Annotated in this window: 14 protein-coding genes; 7 read left to right on the plus strand and 7 right to left on the minus strand. The window is 74.3% G+C overall.

The genetic code is table 11. The features are described 5' to 3' along the window. Positions 1–84: 84 nt before the first annotated feature. The 4 genes from J3P30_RS07220 to sufU are packed head-to-tail and all read left to right on the plus strand — an operon-like array spanning position 85 to position 3,780. Positions 85–1,269, plus strand: coding sequence for an alanine--glyoxylate aminotransferase family protein (locus J3P30_RS07220; protein ID WP_210481912.1), 1,185 nt, complete (start codon positions 85–87; stop codon positions 1,267–1,269). Further along, positions 1,266–2,516, plus strand: a complete 1,251-nt coding sequence (locus J3P30_RS07225; protein ID WP_210480245.1) for an allantoate amidohydrolase — start codon at positions 1,266–1,268, stop codon at positions 2,514–2,516. Before J3P30_RS07220 ends, J3P30_RS07225 begins: the two co-directional genes overlap by 4 nt. Further along, on the plus strand, positions 2,513–3,349 hold the full coding sequence (locus J3P30_RS07230) for a MurR/RpiR family transcriptional regulator (RefSeq protein ID WP_210480246.1): 837 nt from the start codon (positions 2,513–2,515) through the stop codon (positions 3,347–3,349). Before J3P30_RS07225 ends, J3P30_RS07230 begins: the two co-directional genes overlap by 4 nt. Continuing rightward, positions 3,346–3,780 carry a Fe-S cluster assembly sulfur transfer protein SufU gene (gene sufU / locus J3P30_RS07235; protein ID WP_210480247.1) on the plus strand — a complete coding sequence of 145 codons (435 nt, stop codon included), beginning with the start codon at positions 3,346–3,348 and terminating at the stop codon, positions 3,778–3,780. Before J3P30_RS07230 ends, sufU begins: the two co-directional genes overlap by 4 nt. Before the next feature lie 14 nt (positions 3,781–3,794). On the opposite strand, the gene J3P30_RS07240 is transcribed toward sufU, so the two are convergent. Next, on the minus strand, positions 3,795–4,358 hold the full coding sequence (locus tag J3P30_RS07240; protein ID WP_210480248.1) for an NTP transferase domain-containing protein: 564 nt from the start codon (positions 4,356–4,358) through the stop codon (positions 3,795–3,797). Between the two features lie 41 nt (positions 4,359–4,399). Between J3P30_RS07240 and uraD the strand changes: the two genes are divergently transcribed. Further along, a complete protein-coding gene (gene uraD, locus J3P30_RS07245; RefSeq protein WP_210480249.1) occupies positions 4,400–4,891 on the plus strand; it encodes a 2-oxo-4-hydroxy-4-carboxy-5-ureidoimidazoline decarboxylase in 492 nt (163 codons plus the stop codon). Next, on the plus strand, positions 4,888–5,220 hold the full coding sequence (gene uraH, locus J3P30_RS07250; protein ID WP_210480250.1) for a hydroxyisourate hydrolase: 333 nt from the start codon (positions 4,888–4,890) through the stop codon (positions 5,218–5,220). The genes uraD and uraH overlap by 4 nt, the downstream gene beginning before the upstream one ends. A 145-nt stretch (positions 5,221–5,365) precedes the next feature. Here uraH and J3P30_RS07255 read toward each other — a convergent pair whose 3' ends face one another. From J3P30_RS07255 to J3P30_RS07280, 6 genes are all read right to left on the minus strand, one after another. Next, positions 5,366–5,839, minus strand: coding sequence for a nucleoside deaminase (locus J3P30_RS07255; RefSeq protein ID WP_210480251.1), 474 nt, complete (start codon positions 5,837–5,839; stop codon positions 5,366–5,368). Next, positions 5,836–6,738, minus strand: coding sequence for a factor-independent urate hydroxylase (pucL, locus tag J3P30_RS07260; RefSeq protein ID WP_210480252.1), 903 nt, complete (start codon positions 6,736–6,738; stop codon positions 5,836–5,838). The genes J3P30_RS07255 and pucL overlap by 4 nt, the downstream gene beginning before the upstream one ends. Positions 6,739–6,773: 35 nt before the next feature. After that, positions 6,774–7,328 carry a GNAT family N-acetyltransferase gene (locus J3P30_RS07265; protein WP_210480253.1) on the minus strand — a complete coding sequence of 185 codons (555 nt, stop codon included), beginning with the start codon at positions 7,326–7,328 and terminating at the stop codon, positions 6,774–6,776. Beyond that, a complete protein-coding gene (gene allB / locus J3P30_RS07270) occupies positions 7,325–8,665 on the minus strand; it encodes an allantoinase AllB (RefSeq protein WP_210480254.1) in 1,341 nt (446 codons plus the stop codon). The genes J3P30_RS07265 and allB overlap by 4 nt, the downstream gene beginning before the upstream one ends. A gap of 61 nt (positions 8,666–8,726) precedes the next feature. Next, positions 8,727–9,038 carry a hypothetical protein gene (locus J3P30_RS07275; protein ID WP_210480255.1) on the minus strand — a complete coding sequence of 104 codons (312 nt, stop codon included), beginning with the start codon at positions 9,036–9,038 and terminating at the stop codon, positions 8,727–8,729. Between the two features lie 41 nt (positions 9,039–9,079). Continuing rightward, on the minus strand, positions 9,080–10,360 hold the full coding sequence (locus tag J3P30_RS07280; protein ID WP_210480256.1) for a glycosyltransferase: 1,281 nt from the start codon (positions 10,358–10,360) through the stop codon (positions 9,080–9,082). A 137-nt stretch (positions 10,361–10,497) separates the two neighbouring features. Between J3P30_RS07280 and J3P30_RS07285 the strand changes: the two genes are divergently transcribed. Continuing rightward, positions 10,498–11,619 (plus strand): XdhC family protein, encoded by a 1,122-nt coding sequence (locus tag J3P30_RS07285; RefSeq protein WP_210480257.1) that lies wholly within the window; start codon positions 10,498–10,500, stop codon positions 11,617–11,619. Positions 11,620–11,701 lie beyond the last annotated feature (82 nt).

An 11,701-nucleotide genomic window follows, 5' to 3' on the forward strand; every position in this document is an offset into this window, starting at 1 on the left:
TTGCCTCCTGAAACGCGTGTCTCGCACGCGACGAGGAAGGATGCCGTGACCGCCCTGCCCATCGCCCCGCCCCCGCGGCTGCTCATGGGACCCGGTCCCATCACCGCCGACCCCCGCGTCCTGCGCGCCATGTCGGCTCAGCTGGTCGGGCAGTACGACCCCGCCATGACCGGGTACATGGCGGAGACGCAGGAGCTCTACCGGCAGGTCTTCCGCACGCGCAACGACGCCACCCTGCTCGTCGACGGGACCAGCCGCGCCGGCATCGAGGCCGCGCTCGTGTCGCTCCTGCGCCCCGGGGACCGCGTCCTCGTGCCGGTGTTCGGGCGGTTCGGGCACCTCCTCGTCGAGATCGCCCAGCGCGCGGGCGCCGAGGTGCACACGATCGAGACCGAGTGGGGCACGGTGTTCGCGCCGGAGCAGATCGAGGCGGCGGTCCGCGAGGTGCGACCGGCGATGCTCGCGGTCGTGCACGGGGACACCTCCACGACCGTCGCCCAGCCTCTGGAGGGCCTCTCGCACGTTTGCCGCGAGCTCGGCGTCCTCTTCTACACCGACGTCACGGCGACCCTCGGGGGCAACCCGGTCGAGTCGGACGCCTGGGGCCTCGATGCGGTGAGCGCGGGCCTGCAGAAGTGCATGGGCGGACCGTCCGGCAGCGCTCCGCTGACCCTCTCGCCGCGCGCGGTCGAGGTCATCGACTCCCGGCGCAGCATCGAGGCCGGCATCCGCGACGCCGAGTCCGAGGTCCGGTCGGACCCCATCCGCAGCAACTACCTCGACCTCGCGATGATCCTCGACTACTGGGGGCCGAAGCGCCTCAACCACCACACCGAGGCGACGACGATGCTCTACGGCGCCCGCGAGTGCGCCCGGATCCTGCTCGAGGAGGGCCTCGACGCCGCCGTCGACCGGCATCGGCTGCACGGCGCCGCGATGCTGGAAGGCGTCCGCGGGCTGGGGCTCCGCCCGTTCGGCGACCTCGAGCACAAGATGACGAACGTCGTCGGTGTCGAGATCCCCGAGGGCGTGAACGGGGACGCCGTGCGCGGCGAGCTCCTGGAGGACTACGGGATCGAGATCGGCACGTCGTTCGGACCCCTGCACGGGCGGATCTGGCGCATCGGCACCATGGGCTACAACGCGCGGCGCGACGCCGTGCTGACGACGCTCGCCGCCCTCGAGCAGGTGCTGCGGCGCGCGGGCGCGCCTGTGACGGCCGGTGGCGGAACCGGTGCCGCCCTCGACGTGTACGGAGCGGCGGCGTGAAGCCGACGCTCGCGGCGCCCGGCGTCGACCGCGCCCTCGCGCACCTCGACGAGCTCGCCCGCATCTCCTCGCTGCCCGACGCCCTCGAGCGCGTCTCGCTCTCGCCCGAGCACAAGCTCGCCAACGCGCTGACCGCCGGATGGATGCGCGAGGCGGGCATGGAGACGTGGCAGGACCAGGCGGGCAACCAGTGCGGCCGCCTCGAGGGCCGCGAGCCCGACCTGCCCGCGCTCGTGCTCGGCAGCCACCTCGACACCGTCAAGGACGCGGGCCGGTACGACGGCATGCTCGGCGTGATGCTCGCGATCGAGGTCGTCGACCGCATCCGGCGGAGCGGGCGCAGCCTGCCCTTCGCGCTCGAGGTCGTCGGCTTCACCGACGAGGAGGGCACGCGGTTCGGGACCGCGCTGCTCGGCTCCCGGGCGTTCGCCGGCACCTGGGACGACGCGTGGCTCGGCCTGACCGACCGCAAGGGCACGACCCTGGCGGATGCGGCACGCGCCTTCGGTCTCGACCCCGCCGCCATCCGTGAGGCCGGCCGCCGGCCCGAGGAGCTCGTGGGCTACCTCGAGGCGCACATCGAGCAGGGCCCGTACCTCGAGGACGCCGGCCGGCCGCTCGCGGCCGTCTCCTCCATCGCCGGCGCCCGGCGCTTCGCGCTCACCGTGACCGGGCGAGCCGGCCACGCGGGCGGCACCCCCTACGACCGGCGGCGGGACGCCCTGGTCGGCGCCGCGGAGATCGTCGTCGAGATCGAGCGCGTCGCGAAGGAGACGGGCACCATCGGGACCGTCGGCCGCATCCGCGCCTTCCCCGGCGGTGTCAACGTCGTCCCGGGGACCGCGCGGTTCTCCCTCGACCTGCGCGCCGAGTTCGACGAGCAGCGGGACGGGGCGTGGGGCCGCATCGACGCGTTCGCGCGCGAGGTGTGCGCCCGCCGCGGGCTGGGCTGGAGCGTGGAGGAGTTCTACCGCGCGGACGCCGTGCACTGCGACCCCGCGCTTCAGGCGGCGATCGAGGAGGGGATCCGCACCGTCGACCCGGATCCGCCCGTCCTGTGGAGCCGCGCCGGCCACGACGGGATGGCGGTCGCGGCCGTCACGGGCATCGCGATGCTCTTCCTCCGCTGCGGCAACGGCGGCATCAGCCACCACCCGGACGAGACCGTGACCACGGAGGACGTGCGAGCCGCGCTCGACGCGTTCGAGGCGGCCGTGCTCGCGGTCGCCGACCGGCACGGCGGATGACGACCCTCTCCGACGCGGTCGCCTCCTCGTACGGCGACCTGTCGCCGCAGGAGCAGCGCGTCGCCGACCTCATCCGGGCCCGCCCCGACGAGATCGCCCTCTACTCGTCCGCCGAGCTCGCCCGGCTGTCGGGCGTCTCCAAGGCCACGGTGTCCCGCCTGTACCGGAGGCTCGGCTTCAGCGGCTCGCGGGAGGTGCGGGACCTGCTCCGGGCCCAGCGCGGCGGGGGAGTGCCGGTCGACCTCGCCCCGGGGCGCGGCGTCGACGACCGGCTGGCCGGGCAGTACCGTTCCGATGTGGAGAACCTCACCCGGTTCTACGAGTCGCTGGACGCGGGGGTCATCACCGACGTGGCCGCCCGTCTCGCCGTGGCGAAGCGGGTCCTCGTGGTCGGCCACCGCAGCGGCTTCCCGGTCGCCCTGCACCTCCGGCAGCAGCTGGCGCAGGTGCGCGACGGCGTCCGGCTCGCCCCGGAGCCGGGGCAGTCGGTGGGGGAGGAGCTCGAGGGGCTCGAGTCCGGGGACGTCGTCGTCCTCCTCGGGTTCCAGCGCCGCCCCGCGGGGTTCCTGCGCCTCCTCGACACCGTCGCCGCCTCGCCGGCGACCGGGGTGCTCGTCACCGACCCGTCGGGACGCCGGTACGACGGCGTCCTCTCCGCGACGATCGAGGTCCCGACGCGCTCGCCGTCGGCGTTCGACAGCTACGCCGTGGCGGGAAGTCTCGTCAGCGTCCTCGCGGGAGCGGTGCTCGCGGCGGTCGGCGAGGGCGGAGCCGCTCGGGTGTCGGCGATCGATCGCCGGTACACCGAGCTCGGCGAGCTGGAGGTCCGGTGACCCCTGACCTGCGCCGCGAGGTGCTCGCCGATCACGCCCGCCGGCGTGCGGGGTTCCAGGGATCGCCGCACGACGGCGCATGGCAGGAGGCGCGGATGCGCTCGGACACATGCGGCGACGACGTCACGATGCGGATCTCGGTGGACGGGGGCCGGATCGCCCAGCTCGAGTGGCACGGCATCGGGTGCGAGGTGTCGCAGGCGAGCGCGTCGATGCTCGCCGAGCTGGTGCCCGGCCGTCCGGTCGCCGAGGTCCCCGCGCTCGTCGGCCGGGTGCAGGCCCTCGTGCAGGCGCCCGAGGGCACCGAGGATCCGGGGCTCGGCGACGCCGAGGCGCTCGCCGGCGTCGGCCGCTACCCTCTGCGCGCGAGGTGCGCGCTCCTCGCCTGGCGGGCGCTCGAGGCGGCGGCGCTGGGCGCGCCCGCCGCCTGAGCGCGGACTCCCGATCAGCGTCGGTCGACGTCCTCGCCCGACCACAGGTCACCGCACTCGATCTCCTCGACGCCCGCGGCCACGAGGTACTGCCGTGCGCCGTGGTCGCCCGACAGCGCCTCGCGGAGTGGTCGCCAGTGGTCCCGCCCGATGACGACCGGGTGACCGGGGCGGCCGGAGTAGACGGCCTGCCGGAGCATCCCCGGGTCGCCGACGCCCCCGGTCATGCGGCGCACGGCGGAGGCCGGCAGCCCGGGCAGGTCCACCAGGGTGACGACCACGGCGACGGCCGGCAGCGCCTCGACGGCCTCGAGTCCGGCAGCGAGGGACGCGGCGATGCCCTCCCGCCACCGCTCGGCGACGATGGTCCGGACGCTGTCCGGCACGAGAGCGGCGGCCGCCTCCGCGGAGGCGCCGAGCACGGCGATCACCGGATCCGCGCCGCCGTCCGCGAGTGCGCGCGCGGCGTGCTGCAGCCACGGCTCGCCGTCCTCGCTGCGCGCCAGGGCCTTCGGAGCGCCGAAGCGGAGGCCGCCCCCGGCCGCGAGGATGAGCCCGGGGAGGGTCGCGGAGGCCACGGATACAGTTAACGGCACGCGACGGACGGAACGGAGGCCGGGTGCTGGAGGTTCCCGACACGGAGCTGCGCGAGCGGCTCGCGGCGGCGCTCGGCGTGGCGCGCTGGGTGGACGAGGTCGCCGCGAGGGCGCCGTACCGCGACGTCGAGGAGCTGGTGGACATCGGCCGGGCCGCCGCGACGCCGCTGTCGGACGCCGAGCTCGACGAGGCCGTCGCGCATCATCCGCGCATCGGCGAGCGGCCGCAGGGCGAGGGGTCCGCTCAGCGGCTGTCGTCGGGCGAGCAGGCCGGGCTCGGCGCCGCCGAGGAGGGCCTCGATGCCGCGATCGCGCGCGGGAACCGGGTGTACGAGGACCGGTTCGGCCGGGTGTTCCTCATCCGGGTCGCCGGGCGGACCCGCGAGGAGGTGGCGGACGAGCTGCAGCGCCGGCTCACCAACTCGCCGGATCAGGAGGCCGAGGAGGCGAAGGAGCAGCTGCGCCAGATCATGGAGCTGCGGCTCCGGAACCTGTTTCCCGAGGGGACGGCATGAGCCACATCACGACGCACGTCCTCGACGCCGCCCTTGGCCGACCCGCCTCGGGCGTGGCGGTCGCCCTGCAGGCGCGCACGCCGGAGGGCTGGGCCGCCGTCGGCAAGGGTGAGACGAACGCCGACGGCCGCGTGCCGGACCTGGGCCCGGACCTGGTGGAGCCGGGCGTGTACCGGCTCCTCTTCGCGACGGGGGACTGGTTCGAGGCGAGCGGCCGCGACACCTTCTACCCGGAGATCCAGGTGACCTTCACGGTGACCGGTCCGGACCACTACCACGTCCCGATCCTGCTCAGCCCGTACGGCTACTCCACCTACCGCGGGTCCTGAACGCCGGCGGACTGCTCGCCCTCAACAGGCGGTCCTGCCTCGGACAGGGGGACACGCCGCCTCCGCTGCTGTTGACGGCGAAACCGCCTGTTGAGCGCGAGGGCGACGAGCGCGAGGGCGAGGGCGACGAGCGCGACGGCGACCGTCAGTAGTCGGTGCGGCTCTCGAGGGCGAGCCAGGCGTCGAAGGGCGCCGGAGCTACGTCGATGCGGTGACCGTCGATCTGCAGGTGCCACTCCGAGCGGTCCCTGCGGAACAGCTCGTGGAACGCGCTGTCGTCGAAGCCGCCGCGGGCCGCGTCCTCGCGGTCCGCCGCGTAGACGACCCGGTCGACGCGCGCCCACAGCGCCGCGGACAGGCACAGCGGGCACGGCTCGCACGAGGTGTAGAGCGTGGCGCCCGCCAGCGAGAAGTCGCCGACGGCCCGGCAGGCCGCCCGGATCGCCTCGACCTCGGCGTGCGCCGTCGGGTCGAGGCTCGCCGTCACGCGGTTCGCGCCCTCGGCGAGGAGCACGCCGTCCCGGACGACCAGCGCGCCGAACGGACCGCCCCCGCCCGCGACGTTGGCCAGAGCGAGCTCGACCGTCCGCTCCAGCCAGCCGCGGTCCTCGGCGCTCACGCGAGCCCCGCCGAGGATCGCCACGCGTCGCCGGCCTCCGGACCGCCCTCGCGCACCACGGTCGCCTCGATGAGGCCGTAGGGGCGGTCGGCCGCGTGGAACACCTCGCCCGAGTTCTCCACGCCGAAGGGCGTGAAGTCGACGACGAAGTGGTGCTTGTTCGGGGCCGCGAGCCGGATCTCGGCGATCCGCGGGTGGGCTTCGAGCGCCGCGCGACCCATGTGCCACAGCGTCTGCTGCAGGGCGAGCGAGTGCACCGTGGCGAACTGCTCGAGCATCGCCTGCCTGACGCCCGCGTACATCGCGTTCCAGTCGGTCCCTTCGACGTCGTCGCCGCTGACCCGCCACTTGGCGACCAGGGATGTGGCCATCACCCGGTCATCGGTCGGGGCGAGCGTCGTGTACTCGTCCGTGAGGAAGTCCTTAAAGGCGGAGCCGGTGGACTTGAGGAGGACGAGGTCCTTGACCCCCTGCACGACGTGGGCGGCGCCCGCCTCCACCGTGATCGCCGCAGTGCGGACCTCCTGGCCGCTGCGGACCCAGCTGTGGTCGTGCTCCACGCCGCCGACCGTCACCCGCGTCCAGTCGAAGCGCTCGATCTCGATCCGAGCGGACTCCACCGGCTCGACGTCGTCAGTGAAGTGACGCGCGAGGGAGAGGCCCCACTCCTCGACGGGATCCACCGGGTGCGTCTTGGCCCAGACGAAGGCGGTGTTCTTCTGGGTGTCGGTGGGGAGCACCGACGACTGGTCGCCCTCCAGGTACGCGGCGGAGAAGTCCCCGCGCAGCGCAGTCGTCACGTTGAGGTCGACGATCTCGTGGCGGGGGGTGTCGCGGACGATGCGCACGACGCGCGTCTCCGCCTTCCCGTATTGGTTCGATCCGAGCACGATGGCCATGGACGCGAGCCTGGCAGAGGCGTGTGTCGGCGGTGTTACCGCGACCGCCACTCCCGTTCCAGCAGCGCGTAGACGAGGGTGCTCGACCACTCGCCCTTGAACCAGTCGTCCTCCACGAAGTGGCCTTCGAGCCGCATCCCGAGCCGCTCGAGCACCCGGGCGGAGGGCGCGTTGCGGGCGTCGAGCCGGCCGATCACGCGGTGCATCCCGAGGTCGTCGAAGGCCAGGGCGAGCAGAGGGCGGCACGCCTCCGTCGCGAACCCGCGACCGGCGACGTCCGGCGAGAAGATGTAGCCGATCTCGGCGGTTCCCTCGGGCTCGGCAGGGCGCATGAGGACGACGTCGCCGACGAGGACCCCGTCGTGCTCGACGCCGAGCGTGATGTTGGCGCCCGGCTGCTCCGGCAGCGAGGTGACCGCCCACATCCCGCCCATGCGCCGGTCGATCTCGGCGAGGTCCATCGGCTCGAACGGCACGTACCGGCACACCTCGGGGATCGACCGGTAGGCGAGCAGCGCCTCGCGGTCGTCCGACGTGAGCGGGCGCAGCAGCAACCGCTCGGTGCGGATCGGGTAGTCGGGGACGATCATCTCGGCCGCTTCAGGAGCCGGCCCGCAGCCGGACCTTCCGGGTTCACGGGGCGCCCGCGCAGGAGGGTCGCGCGGACGCGACCGGAGAGATCCGCCCCGTCGTAGGCGCTCACCGGGTTGCGATGGAGCAGCCCGCGGGCGTCGACGTGGAGCGGCTCGTCGGGGGCGAAGACCACGAGGTCGGCCTGCGCTCCCGCGGCGATCCGCCCGCGGTCGGGAAGGCCGGCGAATCGGGCCGTGTTCTCGGCCATCCACCGCACGACCCGCTCGAGCGGGATGCCGCGCCGGCGCGCCGCGGTCCACACGGCCGGCAGGCCCAGCTGCAGCCCTGCGATGCCGCCCCAGGCCACCGAGAAGTCCCCGTCGCCCGCGAACTTGCGCTCCGGAGTGCTGGGGGAGTGGTCCGAGACGATGAAGTCGAGGGTGCCGTCGAGCAGTCCTCGCCACAGCGCGTCCTGGTTCGCGGCGTCCCGGATGGGCGGGCAGCACTTGTACTGGGTCGCTCCGTCCGGGATGTGCTCCTCGTCGAGCGCGAGGTAGTGCGGGCATGTCTCCGCGGTCACCGGCAGTCCCTCGGCCTTGGCCGCGGCGAGCACGGGAAGCGCGTCCGCGGCGGACAGGTGCAGGATGTGCGCCCGCGCGCCGGTCCTGCGCACGCCGTCGATCACCGCCTCGATCGCGCTGATCTCGGCCTCGGGCGGGCGGGAGTCGACGAAGCGGGGATAGCTGCGGCCGCCCTCGTTGCCGCTGCGCTCGAGCACGGCCGGATCCTCCGCGTGCACGATGAGGAGGCCGCCGAAGCCCGCGATCTCCTCGAGCGCCCGGAGCAGCTGCTCCCGCGACAGCTCCGGGAACTCGTCGACGCCGCTCGGGGAGAGGAACGCCTTGAAGCCGAAGACTCCCGCGTCGTGCAGCTGCCGGAGCGAGCCGAGCGAGTCCGGCACGGCCCCGCCCCAGAACCCGACGTCGACCACCGAAGCGGCCCGCGCCGCATCCCGCTTCAGCTCGAGCGCCGGCACGTCCACAGTGGGCGGGATCGAATTGAGCGGCATGTCGATCAGGGTCGTGACCCCTCCGGCCGCGGCGGCCCTCGTGGCCGTCGCGAACCCCTCCCACTCGGTGCGGCCGGGCTCGTTGATGTGCACGTGCGTGTCGACCAGCCCGGGGAGCAGCACCTCGTCGTCCGCGAGGTCGGTCACCTCGCCGGCGCTCAGCTCCGCGTCGACCTGCGCGACGGCCGCGATGCGCCCCTCGCGGATCCCGACGGCGGCCGGGCGGAAGGACCCGTCCACGAGGACCCGGCGCCCGCGCACCACCCGGTCGAGCCGTTCCGCCATGTCGTCCCCGTTCCGTCGAGCGCCGCTCGCCGCATTCAACCAGGAGCGTGCGACAGCGGTGTTACAGGGAAGCAGGCCAGGCGACGCTGATGAGCGACAGGAGCGCTGCCAGTCCGCCCGCCCACGCCGCCCCGCGCACTCCGGCTCGCGGGGACCCGCGGCGCCGGCGGAGGTCGAGCACTGCGAGGACGACCGCGCAGGTCCCGAGCGGGATCGCCGCGACCTCGCCGACGAGCCATGGCGACACGGGCAGGCCCACGAGGGCGTCCATCGGGATCAGCCCGCCGAGGATCCAGGAGTACGAGAACAGCCAGAGCGCCACGGCGGCGACCGCCAGGACGATCGAGGCAGTGCCGAGCGGCGTCCGTCGCATGGACGCATTCTGCAGGGCGACCGGGGGCCGGCGCGGGAGGGTCAGCGGAACACCGCGCGTCGCGTCGCGGCGAGCCGCTCGAGCAGGCCGGCGGACTCGGCGGGGCCGTCGTGCGCCGCGAGCTCGTCGCGCAGCTCCCTCGCGCGCTCCCGGTATCCGGGCTCCGAGAGGACCGTGCGCACGGCGTCCCGCACCTGACCGGGCCGCGGGGTCGCGGTGCGCAGGTTGATGCCGACGCCGCTGTACGAGATGCGGTTCGCGACCTCCGCCTTGTCCTCGGTGGTGCCCGCCGCGACGATCGGCACGCCGGATGACAACGCGTACTGGACGCCGCCGTACCCGCCGTTCGTCACGAAGGCGGCGACGTGCGGGAACAGCGGACCGAACGGCACGAACGGCGCGGTGCGGACGTTCGCCGGAAGGCTGCCGAGCGCCTCCGGCTGCCGGACGCCCGCGACCACCACGAGCACGTCCTCGCCGGCGAGCCCGCGGATCGCCGGCAGCGCGAGGTCGCGCAGGCGGGTGGCGACCGTGCCCTGGGTGACGAGCACCACCGGGCGCTCGCTCGTCGTCGCCTCCTCCCACCACTCCGGTAGCGCGACGTCCGGCGCCGGCGGCACCAGCGAGCCCACGAAGTGCACCTGCGGCGGCAGGTCGGACCGCGGGTACTCGAATCCCGGCACCGAGGGCTGCAGGTACAGATAGGGGGACGCGGGCGGACCGTCGAAGGCGCGCGGGGCCGCGCCCACCGCGACGCACTGCTGGGCCAGCTCGACCGAGACCGCTCCGAAGACGACGCGCGACGCGACCGTGCGGAGCACGCGGTTGCGCATCCGTCCGGGAAGCGTGGCCGAGGGCAGGCGCCCGAGACCGAACGGAGCGACCTCCCGGCCGGGCAGGCCGAGGCAGGAGACGTTGTAGATGGCGTTCGGAGGCCCGCCCGTCTCGGTCAGGGTCAGCACCGCGTGCATCGCGGTGTCCCCGACGACGGCGTCGGCGGGGAACTGCGCGAGCACGCGCGTCAGGTCGCGGTGCTGGGCCGCGATCTGCCGCATGAAGAGGTGGAGGAAGTCGAAGCGGATCTGGTCGAGACCGCTCAGGTTCGCGCGTCCGGGGAACGCGCGGTTGTAGTCCGAGTCGTCGAAGTCGTAGGCCTGCCGGTACGGCTCGTACCTCGCGCCGGCCGCCTCCGCCTGCTCGCGGAACTTCCGTCCGCAGTACCAGTGGACCTCGTGGCCGCGCCGCACGAGCTCGCGGACGATCGGGATCCCCGGGAGCATGTGCCCGGTGATCGGGTGCGTGGCGATCAGGAACTTCGGCATCCTGCCCCTCCGCGGTCCGGTGGCCTGCACGCTAGCATCCCCTCCACACAGCGAGCGAGGGCCGGCCCGCTGCCGTGCGGGTACGGTGCCCCGATCGGGCAGGATGGGCAGGCCTGCGCCGCCGGAAGGAGAGACGGATGCTGGAGATCGCCGAGCGGCTGCTCACCGCCGCCCGCGAGGGCGAGCCGGTGGCCGTGGTGACGGTGACCGAGGTGCTGGGCAGCGCGCCCCGGGACATCGGCACGTCGATGGCGCTCGCCGGCGGACACGTGCTCGGCAGCATCTCCGGCGGATGCGTCGAAGCCGCCGCCGTGGAGGCGTGCGAGCGGGTGCTCGACACCGGCCTGGCCGAGGTCTCCCGGTTCGGCTTCGGGGACGACGAGGCGCTCGCGGTGGGGCTCGCCTGCGGAGGCGAGCTCGACGTCGTCGTCCACATTCCCGATTCCGCATGCGTCCGCGCGGAGCTCGAGGAGGCGGCGAGGGGACGTGCCGCCGGCATCGCCACCGTCGTCGGCGGTCCGCCGGCACTCCTCGGGAGGAGCATCGCCTGGGGCGCCGGGCGCGGCCTGGCGGGTGAGATCGCCGACCGCGAGCTGCGGGACGCCGGCCTCGAACCGGCACGGGTGCGCGCCGCGATCGACGCCCAGGTCGCGACGGGCGTCAGCAAGGGGGTCGACCTCGAGTGCGACGGGACGCCGCTGCGGCTGTTCGTCGAGTCGGCGCTGCCTGCCCCACGGCTCCTGCTGTTCGGTGCCGTCGAGTTCGCCGCGGCGCTCGCCGCGGCCGGCAGGGCGCTCGGCTACCGCGTGACGGTGTGCGACGCCCGCCCCGCGTTCACCACGCCCGAGCGCTTCCCCGATGCGCACGAGGTCGTTCCCGAGTGGCCCCACCTCTACCTCGCCGGGACGCCCACCGACGACCGCACCGTCGTCTGCGTCCTCACCCACGACGACCGCTTCGACCTCCCCCTGTTGCGGGAGGCCCTCAGCCGGCCGCTCGCGTACATCGGCGCGCTGGGGTCCCGGCGCACCGCCGAGCGCCGCCGCAGCGCCCTCCTCGACCTCGGCCTCCCGGAGGAGGCGGTCGCCCGGCTCCACTCGCCGATGGGCCTCGACCTGGGAGCCGCCACCCCCGCGGAGACCGCGGTCTCCGTGCTCGCGGAGGTGCTCGCGGTGCGCACGGGAGGCACCGGGATCGCCCTGCGGGAGACGGAGGGCCCCATCCATCGCGCGCGCACCGAGGCCGGGGCCGGCCTGTGAGCCGGCGACGGGTCCGGCCTGGCCGGACGGCGTAACACCGCCGACACACCGGTGGGGTTCACTGGATCCGCCCGGGCAGGAA

The sequence above is a fragment of the Naasia sp. SYSU D00948 genome (assembly GCF_017916515.1).
Classification (GTDB): Bacteria; Actinomycetota; Actinomycetes; order Actinomycetales; family Microbacteriaceae; genus Naasia.